At 56.3% G+C, this 15,484-nt stretch carries 13 protein-coding genes; 11 read left to right on the top strand and 2 right to left on the bottom strand.

The features are described 5' to 3' along the window. The 5 genes from MWU64_RS07720 to lpxC all read left to right on the top strand — a co-directional run bounded on the left by MWU64_RS07720 (window position 1) and on the right by lpxC (window position 5,460). Window positions 1–969: a D-alanine--D-alanine ligase gene (locus MWU64_RS07720; RefSeq protein ID WP_247063240.1), complete on the top strand. Its 969-nt coding sequence runs from the start codon at window positions 1–3 to the stop codon at window positions 967–969. Further along, complete coding sequence (locus MWU64_RS07715; protein ID WP_247063146.1) at window positions 962–1,801, top strand: cell division protein FtsQ/DivIB; 840 nt, start codon at window positions 962–964, stop codon at window positions 1,799–1,801. The genes MWU64_RS07720 and MWU64_RS07715 overlap by 8 nt, the downstream gene beginning before the upstream one ends. Before the next feature lie 36 nt (window positions 1,802–1,837). Further along, the gene (ftsA, locus tag MWU64_RS07710) at window positions 1,838–3,073 is read left to right on the top strand and encodes a cell division protein FtsA (RefSeq protein ID WP_247063144.1); all 1,236 of its coding nucleotides are present in this window, start codon (window positions 1,838–1,840) and stop codon (window positions 3,071–3,073) included. A gap of 99 nt (window positions 3,074–3,172) precedes the next feature. Next, entirely contained in the window at window positions 3,173–4,330 is a 1,158-nt protein-coding gene (gene ftsZ / locus MWU64_RS07705; protein ID WP_247063143.1) for a cell division protein FtsZ, read from the top strand. A 212-nt stretch (window positions 4,331–4,542) separates the two neighbouring features. Continuing rightward, entirely contained in the window at window positions 4,543–5,460 is a 918-nt protein-coding gene (gene lpxC / locus MWU64_RS07700) for a UDP-3-O-acyl-N-acetylglucosamine deacetylase (protein ID WP_247063142.1), read from the top strand. Between the two features lie 11 nt (window positions 5,461–5,471). Here lpxC and MWU64_RS07695 read toward each other — a convergent pair whose 3' ends face one another. After that, window positions 5,472–5,924: a DciA family protein gene (locus tag MWU64_RS07695; protein WP_247063141.1), complete on the bottom strand. Its 453-nt coding sequence runs from the start codon at window positions 5,922–5,924 to the stop codon at window positions 5,472–5,474. Window positions 5,925–6,140: 216 nt separating this feature from the next. Here MWU64_RS07695 and MWU64_RS07690 point away from each other — a divergent pair, with 216 nt between their 5' ends. From MWU64_RS07690 to ribA, 6 genes are all read left to right on the top strand, one after another. Beyond that, the gene (locus MWU64_RS07690; RefSeq protein ID WP_247063140.1) at window positions 6,141–7,097 is read left to right on the top strand and encodes a M23 family metallopeptidase; all 957 of its coding nucleotides are present in this window, start codon (window positions 6,141–6,143) and stop codon (window positions 7,095–7,097) included. An 89-nt stretch (window positions 7,098–7,186) separates the two neighbouring features. Next, a complete protein-coding gene (gene secA, locus MWU64_RS07685) occupies window positions 7,187–9,919 on the top strand; it encodes a preprotein translocase subunit SecA (RefSeq protein ID WP_247063139.1) in 2,733 nt (910 codons plus the stop codon). Between the two features lie 102 nt (window positions 9,920–10,021). Beyond that, window positions 10,022–11,239 (top strand): bifunctional glutamate N-acetyltransferase/amino-acid acetyltransferase ArgJ, encoded by a 1,218-nt coding sequence (gene argJ, locus MWU64_RS07680; protein ID WP_247063134.1) that lies wholly within the window; start codon window positions 10,022–10,024, stop codon window positions 11,237–11,239. Then, window positions 11,220–12,212: a Nudix family hydrolase gene (locus MWU64_RS07675; RefSeq protein WP_247063133.1), complete on the top strand. Its 993-nt coding sequence runs from the start codon at window positions 11,220–11,222 to the stop codon at window positions 12,210–12,212. Before argJ ends, MWU64_RS07675 begins: the two co-directional genes overlap by 20 nt. 29 nt (window positions 12,213–12,241) lie before the next feature. Continuing rightward, the gene (moaC, locus tag MWU64_RS07670) at window positions 12,242–12,730 is read left to right on the top strand and encodes a cyclic pyranopterin monophosphate synthase MoaC (protein ID WP_247063131.1); all 489 of its coding nucleotides are present in this window, start codon (window positions 12,242–12,244) and stop codon (window positions 12,728–12,730) included. Window positions 12,731–12,782: 52 nt separating this feature from the next. Then, entirely contained in the window at window positions 12,783–13,394 is a 612-nt protein-coding gene (ribA, locus tag MWU64_RS07665) for a GTP cyclohydrolase II (RefSeq protein ID WP_247063129.1), read from the top strand. Between the two features lie 44 nt (window positions 13,395–13,438). Here ribA and dxs read toward each other — a convergent pair whose 3' ends face one another. Then, on the bottom strand, window positions 13,439–15,370 hold the full coding sequence (dxs, locus tag MWU64_RS07660; protein WP_247063127.1) for a 1-deoxy-D-xylulose-5-phosphate synthase: 1,932 nt from the start codon (window positions 15,368–15,370) through the stop codon (window positions 13,439–13,441). Window positions 15,371–15,484 lie beyond the last annotated feature (114 nt).

The raw sequence follows: 15,484 nt of genomic DNA, 5'->3' as shown, positions 1-15,484 counted from the left end.
ATGAGCCATACCGACTCGGAAAATTATTTGGCATCGCCCGAGCTGGTCAAAGCCCTCGGCCGAGTGGCGGTTTTTATGGGAGGCAACTCGGCCGAGCGCGAGGTGTCTCTGAATAGTGGCGAAGCCGTATTGGCAGCCCTGCAATCAGCGGGAGTAGACGCATACGGCATCGACGTTCAGGGCTGTTTGCTGAGTACTGTGGAATCTCCGGAATTTGACCGGGTGTTTATCGCTCTGCATGGCCGGGGTGGTGAAGACGGCACCATACAGGCGATTTTGCAGCAGGCAGGCATTCCCTACACCGGCAGCGAAGTGTTGGCGTCTGCGCTGGCGATGGACAAGTTGCGCACCAAATACGTGTTCAAAGGCTGTGGGCTCCCGACCCCCGCGTTTCGCGCGATGCAATCCGCTGATGAAGCGGAAGATATCGTCGCCAGACTGGGTACGCCACTGAGTGTCAAGCCCGCGCACGAAGGCTCCAGTATCGGCATTCGCAAGGTACGTAGCGTCAGTGAGTTGGTTGAAGCCTACGAAGCGGCCGCGGCGATGGATGACCTGGTGCTGGTGGAGCAGTGGATTGAAGGCCCGGAGTTCACCGTCAGCCTGTTGCAAGACAAAGCGCTGCCCGCGATTGGTCTGAGCACCGATCACGATTTTTACGATTACGAAGCCAAGTATCTGGCGAACGACACGCGCTATCGCATTCCTTGCGGATTGTCGGTTGAAAAAGAGTTGCAGTTGCAGAAGTTGGCGCTGGATGCGTTTCGCGTGGTTGGCTGCCGAACCTGGGGGCGAGTGGACATCATGCAGGACGCGCAGGATGAGTTCTGGCTGCTTGAGGTTAACACGGTGCCGGGAATGACCGATCACAGCCTGGTACCTATGGCAGCGAAAGCGGCTGGCATCGGTTTTCCGGAACTGGTGGTGAGAATACTGGAAGACACTTTGGTGGAGGCACCGAATGCTTGAAACACTACTGATCCGGAGCCGGGCGGTACCGCCTGAGCAGCCCCGGCGACGGGGGGCAACCACCGTAGAGCTAGGGCAAGACCGGTTTGGAGTGTTGAAAGCGATTTTGGCGGCCGTGCCCTGGTTACAGGTTGGCTTGGGGGCAACCGTGGTGCTGCTGGCGGCGTTGGTGCCTTGGGGAACCGATCGCCTTTTAACGGCGATGGATCAACAGATTCTGGCCGTCGATGTTCAGGGGCAGTTTGTTGGTGACAGCCGGGTAGGCATTGAGCGCGCAGCGGGTGCCTGGATCGGTAAAAGCTATTTCTCAACCGATCTGGCTGACATCAAGGCGGTGTTGGAACAGCGGCCGTGGGTTGAGTCGGCCGCGGTTAAGCGTGTGTGGCCCGGGCGGTTGGTGATCGATATTCGCGAGAAAAAGCCGTTGGCTTATTGGAGTGACGGCCGTTTGGTGAGTCGTTCCGGGGAGTTATTTTCGCCGCCCAATCCGGAAGTGGCCGGCCGTCTGCCCAAGCTATCGGGTCCGGATGAGCGGGTGAGAGAGGTGATCACCATGGCCCGGAAAATGAGTGAGCAGCTCTACGGCTACGGGCTGGGCTTTGCGGGGCTGGCACTTGAAGCCCGGGGTGCCTGGACACTGACTCTGGCCAACGGCATTGAGGTGGTCTTGGGGCGCGACAAGGTCGAGCAGCGATTTGAGCGCTTTATAACGGTTTACGAGAACCGGTTGGCGTCCCGTGTGGACGAAGTCAGCCGGGTAGATGCCCGCTATACAAACGGCATAGCGGTGCAGTGGAAAGCGGATGCAGCAGTTGCTGCACCGAAGTCCTGATAACGATTATTACGAACTTGGGGTTTGGTGAATCACATGTCATCGGTTGAAACGGAAAACATGATTGTCGGCCTGGATATCGGAACCTCCAAGGTGGTTGCGATCGTCGGCAAACGCAAAATGGATGGAACCATTGAAGTCGTCGGAATTGGCTCGCACCCATCTCGCGGACTCAAGCGCGGAGTGGTGGTGAACATTGAAGTCACCGTGCAGGCCATTCAGCGGGCGGTGGAAGAAGCCGAGCTGATGGCAGGTTGCCGGATCCATTCGGTGTATGCGGGCATTGCCGGCAGCCACATCAAGAGTCTGAACTCCCACGGCATCGTTGCCATCCGGGACCGTGAAGTGACTCAGGCCGACATCGATCGGGTGATCGATGCCGCCCAGGCCGTCGCGATTCCTGCAGACCAGAAAGTACTGCACATTCTGCCGCAGGAATTTGTCATCGATAACCAGGAGGGCATCAAAGAGCCCATGGGTATGTCCGGCGTTCGCCTGGAAGCCAAGGTGCATTTGGTTACCTGCGCGGTCAACGCGGCCCAGAACATCGATAAGTGCGTGAAGCGCTGCGGGCTGGAAGTGGATGACATCATTCTCGAGCAGCTGGCCTCCAGTCACGCGATCCTGACCGAAGACGAGAAAGAGCTCGGTGTTTGCGTTGTGGATATGGGCGGCGGGACCACGGACATCGCCGTGTTTACCGGAGGTGCTATCCGCCACACCGCAGTTATCCCCATCGCCGGGGATCAGGTGACCAATGACATTGCCATGGCCCTGCGCACCCCGACACAGAACGCGGAAGAAATCAAAATCAAATACGCCTGCGCGCTGACCCAGCTTGCCGGCGCTGAAGACACCATCAAAGTGCCTAGTGTGGGTGATCGGGCCCCGCGGGATCTTTCCCGACAAGCGTTGGCGGAAGTTGTGGAGCCTCGCTACGAAGAACTGTTCACGTTGGTGCAGTCCGAATTACGCCGCTCCGGATTCGAAGACATGATTCCGGCGGGCATCGTTATCACAGGCGGTTCCTCCACCATGGAAGGGGTGGTTGAGCTGGCTGAAGAGATCTTCCACATGCCGGTAAGACTGGCCTGTCCGCAGGCGGTTTCCGGCATGACGGAGGTGGTCAACAATCCGATTTACGCCACCGGCGTTGGTTTGTTGATTCATGGTTTCCGGCAAATGGACCTTGGCCGGACACCTGTGCTCAAAGCTGAGGATGCTCCCTCATTGATTGAGCGCATGAAAGCCTGGTTTACCGGTCAGTTCTGACGGCAATCAGGAAGCAATGCACGAAGGTTTCTCGAAAATACAAAACCAATGAAATAACCGGTCTCGATAGATCGGACACAGCACGAAGGAGTAGGGGATATGTTTGAACTTGTCGATAATGTTCAACAAAGCGCAGTTATTAAGGTTGTCGGTGTTGGCGGTGGCGGTGGTAACGCCGTTCGCCACATGCTTAACAGCGACATTGAAGGCGTGGAGTTTATTTGCGCCAACACAGACGCCCAGGCACTGACAGACCTGGACGCACGTCAAATCATCCAGTTGGGTGGCAATATCACCAAAGGGCTGGGCGCCGGTGCAAACCCGGAAGTAGGGCGCCAGTCCGCGCTTGAAGACCGTGACCGTATCGCGGAGGCGCTGAGCGGCTCTGACATGGTGTTCATTACCGCGGGTATGGGGGGCGGTACTGGAACCGGAGCAGCTCCGATCGTTGCCGAAGTAGCCCGGGAAATGGGTATTCTGACAGTGGCGGTGGTTACCAAGCCGTTTCAGTTTGAAGGTGGCAAGCGCATGAGCGTCGCTGAATCCGGCCTGAAAGAGCTGGAAGAAAGCGTGGACTCGTTGATCACCATCCCGAACGAAAAACTGCTGGCGGTCATGGGTAAAAAGACCAGTCTTCTGGACGCATTCGCAGCAGCGAACGACGTTCTGCTGGGGGCTGTTCAGGGTATCGCTGATCTGATTACCCGTAACGGTATGATCAACGTCGACTTTGCTGACGTGAAGACAGTGATGTCCGAGATGGGCATGGCCATGATGGGTACCGCTCGTGCAACCGGTGAAAACCGAGCTCAGGAAGCTGCTGAAGCCGCCGTTCGTAGCCCGCTTCTTGAAGACGTTAACCTGCAGGGTGCCAAAGGTATTCTGGTTAATATTACTGCGGGCATGGACCTGAATCTGGGTGAGTTCACCGAAGTGGGTGATATTATCCGCGAATTTGCCTCCGAATCGGCCACAGTGGTTGTAGGTACTGTAATTGATCCGGAAATGACAGAAGAGCTGAAGGTTACAGTTGTAGCGACCGGGCTGGGTGGTGATCGCGAAAAGCCGACCAAAGTAGTGGATAACTCCCGCACTCTGGATGGCACAACCGATTACAACCAGTTGGATCGCCCGGCCATTCTGCGTCGTCGCGCGGTAACGCAAGGCAACGTAGCCCTGGACCAGAGCAAAGAAAGCGAAGAACAAGGCGTGGACTATCTCGATATTCCCGCATTCCTTCGTAGGCAGGCTGACTGATAGGCTGACTTGATACTGACAACTGGGCGAGCGTTCTGACGGGCGCAATGTTGTAAGCCTTTGTCAAAGATGAGCTGGTTGATCATAGCCATAAGCTATTGCACGAGTTAACTAAACTTGTGTTGGTTAAATGGTGCTCAGTCTTGAATTCTGATATTCTTCGGGCAGTTTTTTGCTCAGAATATCGCTCTTTTGTGACGGAATAATGACCGATGATTAGACAACGCACACTCAAAAACACCATCCGCGCGACCGGTGTTGGCCTGCACTCAGGGGAAAAGGTTTACCTGACCCTGAAGCCGGCCCCGGTCGATGCCGGAATTATTTTCCGGCGCACGGACCTCGACCCGGTAGTCGAAATTCGTGCCTGCGCGGAAAATGTGGGTGAGACCACGCTGTCCACGACGCTGGTAAAAGACGGTGTGCGTGTGGCAACAGTAGAGCACTTACTGTCTGCTATGGCTGGTCTCGGAATCGATAACTGTTACGTAGAGCTTAGCGCTGCTGAAGTCCCGATTATGGACGGCTCGGCTGGTCCGTTCGTGTTCCTGCTCCAGTCAGCAGGCATTGCCGAACAGGAAGCGGCCAAGCGTTTCATCCGTATCAAGCGGGAAGTAACAGTTGAAGAAGATGGCAAGAAAGCCACTTTCCTGCCGTTCGAAGGCTTCAAGGTCAGCTTTGGTATTGATTTCGATCACCCGGTATTCAAGGGCCGCGCCCAAACCGCAACGGTCGATTTCTCCAGTACGTCCTTCGTAAAGGAAGTGTCTCGTGCCCGTACTTTCGGATTTATGCGCGATATCGAAAAACTGCGAGCTATGAATCTGGCCCTCGGTGGTAGTGTCGATAATGCGATTGTGGTCGATGACTACAAAATCCTGAACGAAGACGGTTTGCGCTACGACGATGAATTCGTCAAGCACAAAGTGCTGGACGCGATCGGGGATCTTTATCTGCTCGGCAACAGTTTGATTGGTGAGTTCCGTGGTGTGAAATCTGGCCACGACTTGAACAACAAACTGCTGCGTAAGCTCAGGGCGGAAGAGGAATCGTGGGAAGTCGTCACTTTCGAAGACGAAGCGACTGCTCCGATTTCATACATGAAGCCAGTGCTGGCGGTCGAGGGCTAAGGCGGGAGGCCTTAATCTCGAACGTGGCTTGCGAGTTTTTCGAGAACCTCGCGTAGAGCTTTATCCTTCGTGTGCCCGGCTTCCTCTGCGAGGAGCCGGGCATTTTCTTTGCTGAGCGGTACCTTTTCGACCTTTTTGCGAACCTTGTAACGAGCGGGCGCAACTTTCACGCGAACCTTCCAGACAAACCGGAAGAGCTCGTTTTCCCTCAAAGCTTCCATAATTTCATGCTGCCGGAATCTGAGCCGGGTGGCCTTGCTGGCGGTATCCGTTGATAGCACCAGCTCTCCGTCCAGGCAGGCAACGAATCGAGTGCCCTCAGTAAGCTCCTCGGGAATAGCCGCCAGAACAATCTGTTCAGCTTCAAGGTGCATTCCGGCTTTCGCGACAAGTTGTTTAAGGGTTGTCCCGGAACTCGACGAAACTCTGCTGAAGATCGTTTTTTGATCGTTTTTTTTGCTCATTGCCGGGTTTTGCTCGACTCTGCGGTTTACGATTGGTTACACTTCTGCACGTTTTATGCGTAGCGTCTATAACACGGCCGTTTTACATTGTGACGGAAGGCAATGTCTACCGGATGCTACGACTTTTTTCAGTGCGTAGTTGTTGCTAAGGATAGCAGACCCGCTCGGAAACACTCCGGGTCGCAGCACTACACGGATATGGTTGCGACTCCCTATATGACACCGAACGACGATATGAATGTAATTTTCGTTGGCAAAAGCCATGGGCAGCCTCGAACGTTAAACCTCAACGCAGTTACGATAGCCAGCCTGATTTTCGGCGTGGTGGCGGTCGTGCTCGCAGCGGGTTGGGGCGGCTACCGTTTTGCCATGGAAGCAGTGGCTGCAGCGGAACCGACCGAGTCTGAGCTGGTAGCCGAGTGGCGGGCAAAGCTGCAAGAGCAAAAAGCCGAAATGGACCGGGTTCGACAGGATGTTGACCTGCAGATTGATGCGCTAACCCTTCGGTTGGGGCGTATTCAGGGCAGTCTGTTGCGGCTCGACGCTTTGGGTCAGCGCTTTGTTGAGTCTGGCATTGTCACCAGTGATGAGTTTAATTTTGATCAACCGGCTGCGGTGGGCGGCCCGGAAGAGGGTGGGCTGTCAGCCGACTCCTTCAGTGCGCCAGAGTTGACCGATATGATTGACCAGATAGAAGCGCAGATTGAAGATCGTGAAAAACAATTGCGCCTGCTGGAAAAAGTGGCCTCGCGTCAGAAGCTTGAAGACGAGCTTTACGTTCAGGGGCGACCAATCACTTGGGGCTGGTTATCGTCAAAGTACGGGTATCGGTCTGATCCTTTCACCGGAAAACGAACCTGGCACAGTGGTGTTGACCTTGCCGGTAAAGACGGCAGCGACATTATTGCCGTTGCCAGTGGCGTGGTCACCTACGCCGACGAGCGCTATGGCTATGGAAATCTGGTCGAGATTGACCACGGCGAGGGATTGGTAACCCGCTATGCCCACGCCAAAGCGATCAAGGTAAAAGTGGGTGAGATTGTCCAGAAGGGGCAACGTGTCGCGCTCATGGGCAGCACCGGTCGCTCTACCGGCCCGCACGTACATTTTGAAGTTATCCGCAACGGAAAACCCGAAAACCCCGAAAAATACATCCGCCGCGCAAGCCGCTGATTTCATTCCCGTGAAGCCCTCCTTTTGTCCTTCGCCTAAATAAGGTTAGAATGCCGGCTTCCTCCGTTTAACTGAAGAAGCCGTGGTCTATGTTCACAAAGCTCGCAACCAAGATGTTTGGCAGTAAGAACGCTCGAGAAATCAAGCGGATGCGCAAGGTTGTCTTGCGTGTCAACGAACTTGAAGAGCAGTTTAGTGCACTGTCGGATACCGAATTGCAGGGCAAGACGGCCGTGTTTCGCCGCCGCCTGGATGAGGGTGAAACCTTAGACGCCATACTTCCCGAGGCATTTGCCACCGTTCGCGAGGCCAGCCGTCGTGTCATGGGCATGCGCCATTACGACGTTCAGTTGGTGGGTAGTATGACGTTGCACGAAGGGCGCATCGCCGAAATGAAAACCGGTGAAGGTAAAACCCTGGTGGCGACCGCCGCGGTGTATCTGAATGCTCTGCCGGGTAAAGGCGTGCACGTTATTACCGTGAACGACTACCTCGCCCGACGGGATGCCGAGTGGATGGGCAAGCTATACCGTTTCTTGGGTATGGAAGTGGGCGTTGTGGTTGCTGGACAGGCACCGGAAGAAAAGAAAGCCGCCTACCAGGCTGACATCACCTACGGCACAAACAACGAATTCGGTTTTGATTACCTGCGCGACAACATGGCCTTCAGTATCGAAGACAAAGTGCAGCGCGGGTTGAACTTCGCCATTGTCGATGAAGTGGATTCCATTTTGATCGACGAGGCGCGCACGCCACTGATTATTTCGGGCGCGGCGGAAGATTCCTCGAAAATGTATCAGGCCATCAATACACTGATCCCGAGCCTGGAGAAGGGCGAAGTCAGTGAAGAAGGCGAGTCTACCGGCGATTTCACCATCGATGAAAAATCTCGTCAGGTGGAGCTGACCGAAACCGGTCACGAAAAAGTTGAAGAGCTTCTGCTGAGCCGTGGTTTGCTGCAGGAAGGCGAAAGCCTCTACTCGGCAGCTAACCTTGGCCTCCTGCACCATGTTCACTCCGGCCTGCGGGCGCACCATTTGTTCCAGAAAGATGTGGATTACATCGTTCAGGGTGGCCAGGTGGTGATCGTTGACGAGCACACAGGGCGTACTATGCCGGGCCGTCGCTGGAGCGAAGGGCTGCATCAGGCGATTGAAGCAAAAGAAGGTCTCAAGATTCAGGCTGAAAGTCAGACGCTGGCTTCAACCACCTTCCAGAACTACTTCCGTCTATACGAAAAGTTGGCCGGCATGACCGGTACCGCAGACACTGAAGCGTTCGAGTTCCGTCAAATTTACGGCCTGGACGTGGTGGTGATTCCGCCTAACAAGCCCATTCAGCGTATTGATTACAACGATCTGGTGTATCTGACGCAGGAAGAAAAATTCCACGCCATCATCGACGAGATCAAAGACGTCACCGCCGAAGGTCGGCCGATTCTGGTGGGTACGGCTTCCATTGAAGCGTCTGAATTGCTGTCGATGTTGCTGAAGAAATCGCGCATTGAGCACAAAATTCTGAACGCCAAACAGCACGAATCCGAAGCGCAGATTATTGCTCAGGCGGGCCGTCCGGGTGCGGTTACCATTGCCACCAATATGGCAGGCCGTGGTACTGATATCGTATTGGGCGGTAACTGGGAATTTGAAGCGGCCGGCATGGCGGATGCCTCGGAAGAAGAAATTGCCCGACTGAAGGCCGAGTGGACCGAGCGCCACAATCAGGTGCTGGAAGCTGGTGGCTTGCACATTATCGGTACCGAGCGTCACGAATCCCGCCGCATCGACAACCAGCTGCGCGGTCGTGCGGGTCGTCAGGGCGACCCGGGTTCGTCCCGTTTCTTCCTGTCGCTGGAAGACAACCTGATGCGGATCTTCGCGCCTGAGCGTGTGAAGAACCTGATGCAGGCGATGGGCATGAAAAAAGGCGAGGCCATCGAGCATCGCATGGTCACCAACGCCATCGAAAAGTCTCAGCGCAAAGTGGAAGGCCGCAACTTCGACATGCGTAAAACGCTGTTGGAGTACGATGACGTAGCCAACGATCAGCGTACCGTGATCTACGAGCAGCGTAACGAAGTCATGGCGTCTGAAGACGTATCCGAAATGGTCGATACCATTCGGGAAGACGTAGTGGATTCACTGATCAGCGAATTCATTCCGCCTCAGAGCATGCCCGAGCAGTGGGATGTGGCGGGGCTGGAAGCGCAGTTGCAGTCAGAAATGGCGATTGAACTGCCGATTCAGCGGTGGCTGGAAGAAGACAGCAAGCTGTTCGAAGACAATCTGCGCCACAAAATTCTGGACGCGATTGTCGCTGAGTACAAAGCGAAGGAAGAGATTGCCGGCGCTGAGTCCATGCGCAAGTTCGAGAAGCAGGTCTTCTTGCAAGTGTTGGATACGCTCTGGAAAGAGCATCTGTCGAATATGGATCACTTGCGTCGCGGTATTCATTTGCGCGGCTACGCCCAGAAAAACCCCAAGCAGGAATACAAGCGCGAAGCGTTCAACCTGTTTGAAAACATGCTGGACGGCATGAAACGCGACGTTGCGCGGGTACTGAGCCACGTGCGCGTGCAGAGTCGTGAAGAGATGGAAGAGGTAGAGCGTCGCCGCAAAGAAGAGCTAGAGCGGGAAATGGCCCGGGCCAACCTGCGACACGACGAAACCAGTGCCGCCGCACCTGCGCAGGGCGAAAGTGAGGACGGGCAGCAAGCAACGCCGGACACTTTTGTGCGCCAAGAGCGAAAAGTAGGCCGAAACGAGCCTTGCCCTTGCGGGTCTGGTAAGAAGTTCAAGCAATGCTGCGGTAAGGTGAGTTAAACCGACACCGAAACGCACGAACCAGAACCCGCAAACTGCCTGACCAAGAGCAGCTTGCGGGTTTTGTCGTTTTCAGATTGGCATTCACTCAAGGAGATAAACATGGCGGTAGGTCCCGGAACTTTGCCGGAGTTTCATCCGGTTGCAGGGGTTAAGATTGGTATTGCCAGTGCGGGCATCAAAACGCCCGGCCGAAAGGATGTTGTCGTGTTTGAGTTGGCACCGGATGCCCGAGTTGCCGGTATCTTTACCCAGAACCAGTTCTGCGCCGCCCCGGTTGTACTGAGCCGACGCCATTTGGCTGAAGCGGCACCCCGTTACCTGCTGATCAATACCGGAAATGCCAACGCCGGCACCGGAGCCGCCGGGCTGGCGGATGCGGAGCGCTGCTGTGCGGCCTTGGCAGAAAAGGCGGGTGTGGATACAAGCCGCGTATTGCCGTTCTCTACCGGAGTGATTGGCGAGCCCTTGCCCGTTGATAAGATCGTCGGGGCCTTGCCCGACGCGCTGGCCGGTGCCCGTGAGGATCGCTGGGCGGAAGCGGCCAGCGGCATTATGACCACCGACACGCGGCCCAAAGGTGCCTCCTGCCAGATGGATCTGGACGGCCATACGGTGACGATTTCGGGCATCAGCAAGGGGGCCGGCATGATTCGCCCGAACATGGCCACCATGCTGGGCTTTATTGCTACGGATGCCAAAATTGCGCCGGACGCTTTGCAGGCATTGGCCTCCGAACTGGGTGAGAAATCCTTCAACCGGATTACCATCGACAGCGATACGTCGACAAATGATGCCTGCATGCTCATTGCCAGCGGCCGCTACGATGGCCCGGAAATTACCGAAGACAGCCCGTTGTTCGCCCCGTTGAAAGAAGCATTGCGAAAGATCTATCTGGATCTGGCTCACGCTATCGTTCGTGACGGTGAAGGTGCCACCAAGTTTGTGACCATCGATGTGGCCGGCGCCGCGAATCAGCAAGAGGCGCTGGATGTGGCTTACACGGTGGCGCATTCGCCGCTGGTGAAGACTGCGCTTTACGCATCCGATCCGAACTGGGGCCGGATTTTGGCGGCGGTCGGTCGGGCCGGCGTTCCGGATCTTGATCTGCAGGCGCTGGAAATTTACCTCGGCGATGTGTGTCTGGTGCGTGATGGCGGCCGAGCTGATGACTATTCCGAAGAGCGTGGTCAGGCGGTGATGGATCAGGAAGAAATTACCATTGCGATTGACCTGAAGCGCGGAGAAGTGCGGGAGACGGTCTGGACCTGCGATTTTTCTCATGACTATGTGACCATCAATGCCGAATACCGAAGCTAATCGTCCGTCCGTGCCGAAATTAGTGCATGTGGCCGTTGCGGTGATCGTTCGGCGTGGTCGTGTATTGATTGCGCGCCGCCCGGATCACGTGCATCAGGGCGGTTTGCTGGAGTTTCCCGGAGGCAAAGTGGAGCCGGGAGAAAGCGTTCAGCAGGCATTGGTGCGCGAGATTGCCGAGGAAACCGGGCTGGCGGTGCCGTTGGGAAGTCTTGAGCCGGTCATTGGTGTTCGCCACGACTACGGCGACAAGCAGGTTTTTCTGGATGTCTGGCAAACCTCCGCCGCCGAAGGCGAACCCGAGGGGCGGGAGGGGCAGCCGATTGAATGGATGTCGCCTCATTTGTTGCAGGATGAAGATTTTCCGGCTGCCAACAGGCCGATCATCCGGGCTTTGAACCTACCCGGGAATCTACCGATAACCGGCGCAATGGCATCGTGGGAAAATGGTTTGGCGCGTTTTGTTACCGCGTTGCCCGCGTTGAAATCCGGATTGGTGGTGTTGCGGGCACCACAGTTGCCCGCTCAAGATTATCGGCAGTTAGCGAGAGCGGCGTTGGCGGAATGTGAAGGTTCCGGGGTGGGGGTCCTGCTGCACGGCCGTCCGGATTTGCTTTCTGAATTTCCCGAGGCCGCCGGCGTACACCTGCCTTGGCGCGAGGCTGAAAGGTTGTCTGAGCGCCCTGCGCCAGCTAATCGATTGTTGGGTGTGTCTTGCCATGGCGCGGAGCAATTACGTCATGCTGAGCGCCTGGGGGCGGATTACGCGGTCTTCGGCCCGGTCTTGCCAACGGCCAGCCACCCCGGTGAGCCGACCTTGGGTTGGCAGGAGTTTGAGCGCCAGGTATCGGCGGCCGTAATCCCGGTTTATGGGTTGGGTGGTTTAGCGCTGGAGCACCAAGTTCAGGCGCGGGCATGTGGCGGACAAGGTATTGCCGGCATCAGTTTTTGGTGGCCGCCCCATGAAAATCGATAAGCTGGAAATGAAAACAGAGGGAGCCAAGCGTGAGCAAACTGACCCATCTTGATGAAAAAGGCGAAGCGCGGATGGTCGATGTGACGGAAAAAGCCGTCACCGAACGGGAAGCGCGGGCTGAGGCAACGGTGCGTATGTTGCCGGAAACGCTCAGGATGATTATCGATGGCGAGCACCCGAAGGGTGATGTCTTGGCTACCGCCCGGATTGCGGGCATCATGGCCGCCAAGAAAACTCACGACTTGATTCCGCTTTGCCACGCGTTGAATCTGACCTCCACCAAGGTGCTGTTGTCGCCGGGTGCTGATGGGGCGTCGGTTCATATTGAAACCCGCTGTAAGCTGTCTGGCCAGACCGGTGTCGAGATGGAAGCACTGACCGCCGCCTCGGTAGCTGCGCTGACGCTCTACGATATGTGTAAGGCTGTGGATAAAGGGATGGTGGTCGATAACGTTCGGCTGCTGGAAAAAAAAGGCGGCCGTTCCGGTCATTGGTTGGCTGAGACTACGCCCAGCTAGTGGCCACGTGATAGAATGCCCGCCCCATTTGTCAGAACCACGAGGAATTACAGTGGCTGTTCGTTACATTGAGACCTGCCGTTTGCCTACCCCCTTTGGTGTCTTCGATATGCACGGCTTTGAAGAGATCGGCACCGGGAAGGAGCACGTGGCCCTGACCTTGGGTGATATCAGCACCGATGAACCCGTGTTGGCGAGAACGCATTCCGAGTGTCTGACCGGCGACGCACTTTATAGCATGCGTTGCGACTGCGGTTATCAGCTTGAAGAAGCCCTGCGCAGCATTGCCCGGGAAGGGCGTGGCTTGTTGATGTATTTGCGGCAGGAAGGTCGTGGCATTGGCCTGCTCAATAAAATACGGGCGTATCGCTTGCAGGACCAGGGCGCTGATACAGTCGAAGCCAATGAGCAGTTGGGTTTTGGTGCGGATTTGCGGGATTACAGCATGTGCCAGGACATGTTGAAGCACTTGGGCATTGGTCGCTTAAAGCTGATGACCAATAATCCGAGAAAGGTAAAGGCGCTTGAGTCGTATGGTGTGAACATTGTTGAGCGGGTGCCCCTGCATGTGGGCCGAAACCCCCACAACGAGCACTATCTCAACACCAAGCAAAGCAAGCTCGGCCATTGGCTCGAAACCCATCAGGACGACGACCCGGCCTGATTCCTCTTCTAAAAAAAGCGCTGGCGATCACCAGCGCTTTTTTCTTATTTGGCCGCGCTGAACGGCTGCCCAAGCAAGCGCTCCAGCCGCCCGGCGATCGAGTCTTTAATTCCTTCTGCATTAAGCCCGCACTCGGCCAACAGTTCTGATGGTTTGCCATGGTCAACGAAGCGGTCAGGCAGGCCTAATTGCATCACCGGCAGGGTCACTTCATTCGCACACAAGAACTCGGCGACGGCGCTGCCAGCACCGCCTGCAATCGCATTCTCTTCCAGTGTAACCAGCAAATCATGCTGCTCGGCAAGTTCCAGTACCAGAGCTTCATCCAGAGGTTTGACGAAACGCATGTCGGCAACCGTCGCATTCAGTTCTTCCGCTGCCTGTAATGCAGGTTCGAGCAAGGGGCCAAAGTTCAGGATGGCTACGCGGGCGCCTTCGCGAACACGACGACCTTTACCGATGGGTAGCGGCGTCAGCTCCTGCATGATTTCCGCACCGGGGCCGGTGCCCCGCGGGTAACGCACAGCGGCGGGGCCTTCGTACACTAACCCGGTATGCAGTAATTGGCGGGTTTCGTTTTCGTCAGACGGTGTCATGATGATCATGCCCGGGATACAGCGCAGATAGCTGATGTCGAAGGCACCTGCGTGGGTCGGGCCGTCTTCACCAACCAACCCTGCGCGGTCGATGGCGAACAGAACATCCAGATCCTGAATGGCCACGTCGTGGACCAGCTGATCGTAGCCGCGCTGCAAGAAAGTTGAATAAATCGCAACCACCGGTTTGGCACCATCACAGGCCAGCCCGGCGGCCAGTGTGACCGCATGCTGTTCGGCAATGGCTACGTCGAAATAGCGATCGGGGAAGCGCTCGGAGAAGGCCAGCAAATCCGAACCTTCGCACATGGCCGGGGTGATGCCGACAACGCGGTCGTCTTGCTCAGCTGCATCGCACAGCCATTGGCCAAAGACGTTTGCGTATTTGGGGCTGGCCGGTTTGGGGGCCACGGGCTCCGGTTTGTCGGCCGGTACCGGTTCAATCTTGTTGATGGCGTGGTAGCCAATCGGGTCGGCCTCGGCAGGGGCGAAGCCTTTTCCTTTGGTGGTCACAATGTGCAAAAACTGAGGGCCCTCAAGGTCCCGGATGTTTTCCAGAGTTTCGACCAGCAGTGGCAGGTCATGACCATCAATGGGGCCGATGTAGTTGAAGCCCAGTTCTTCGAACAGGGTGCCGGGGGCGATCATGCCCTTGAAGTGCTCTTCGGTCTTTTTCGCCAGCGCCATCAGGTTAGGTGTGCTTGCGAGCACTTTTTTGCTGCTGTCGCGAACCTGATTATAGGTGCGACTTGCCAGCAATTTGGCGAAATAATTGGAAAGGCCGCCCACATTCCGTGAAATCGACATGTCGTTGTCGTTCAGAATCACCAGCATATCGGCGCGCAAATGGCCCGCATGGTTCAGGGCTTCAAAGGCCATGCCCGCTGTCATCGCACCGTCACCAATTACGGCGATGCTCTTGCGGCCGGTATTCTGCATGCGGGCCGCAATGGCCATACCCAAGGCGGCACTGATCGAGGTGCTTGAGTGGCCAACGCCAAAGGTGTCGTATTCGCTTTCGGCGCGCTTGGGAAAGCCAGCAAGGCCGCCTTTGCGCCGAATGGTGCCCATTTGTTCCCTGCGACCGGTCAGAATCTTATGGGGGTAAGCCTGGTGGCCCACATCCCAGACCAGCCGGTCTTCCGGGGTGTTAAATACGTAATGCAGGGCAACGCTGAGTTCAAGAACACCGAGGCCGGCACCAAAGTGCCCGCCGGTTTGGCCTACCGTCCAAAGCAGGAACGACCGCAGTTCCCGGGCCAGTTGGGGCAGGTTCTCCGGTGGCAGTTCACGTAATTGAGCCGGAGCGTCGATACGGTCCAGCAGCGGTGTGTTTGGCCGCTGTGAGGGGATTTCCCTGAAGATATAAGTGTCCTGCATCAGCTCGGATCTTTCTCGAAAATATGAGTTCTCTGGCGGGCCATTATAGGGAACAGCGGTGGCTGTTTCATGCTTCCCGGGCCAGATGTTACAAAACGGCGCATTGCCGTGTGT

Source organism: Marinobacter sp. S0848L (assembly GCF_023016065.1).
GTDB lineage: Bacteria > Pseudomonadota > Gammaproteobacteria > Pseudomonadales > Oleiphilaceae > Marinobacter.
This window is presented reverse-complemented; position numbering and strand designations above follow the sequence as displayed.

What these genes read in the sequence shown, in the direction of transcription:
- secA (WP_247063139.1), top strand. Translation starts at nt 7,187, where the DNA reads ATGTTCACAAAGCTCGCAACCAAGATGTTTGGCAGTAAGAACGCTCGA.
- ftsZ (WP_247063143.1), top strand. Translation starts at nt 3,173, where the DNA reads ATGTTTGAACTTGTCGATAATGTTCAACAAAGCGCAGTTATTAAGGTT.
- lpxC (WP_247063142.1), top strand. Translation starts at nt 4,543, where the DNA reads ATGATTAGACAACGCACACTCAAAAACACCATCCGCGCGACCGGTGTT.
- MWU64_RS07695 (WP_247063141.1), bottom strand. Translation starts at nt 5,924, where the DNA reads ATGAGCAAAAAAAACGATCAAAAAACGATCTTCAGCAGAGTTTCGTCG.
- argJ (WP_247063134.1), top strand. Translation starts at nt 10,022, where the DNA reads ATGGCGGTAGGTCCCGGAACTTTGCCGGAGTTTCATCCGGTTGCAGGG.
- dxs (WP_247063127.1), bottom strand. Translation starts at nt 15,370, where the DNA reads ATGCAGGACACTTATATCTTCAGGGAAATCCCCTCACAGCGGCCAAAC.
- MWU64_RS07675 (WP_247063133.1), top strand. Translation starts at nt 11,220, where the DNA reads ATGCCGAATACCGAAGCTAATCGTCCGTCCGTGCCGAAATTAGTGCAT.
- MWU64_RS07720 (WP_247063240.1), top strand. Translation starts at nt 1, where the DNA reads ATGAGCCATACCGACTCGGAAAATTATTTGGCATCGCCCGAGCTGGTC.
- ftsA (WP_247063144.1), top strand. Translation starts at nt 1,838, where the DNA reads ATGTCATCGGTTGAAACGGAAAACATGATTGTCGGCCTGGATATCGGA.
- MWU64_RS07690 (WP_247063140.1), top strand. Translation starts at nt 6,141, where the DNA reads ATGACACCGAACGACGATATGAATGTAATTTTCGTTGGCAAAAGCCAT.
- MWU64_RS07715 (WP_247063146.1), top strand. Translation starts at nt 962, where the DNA reads ATGCTTGAAACACTACTGATCCGGAGCCGGGCGGTACCGCCTGAGCAG.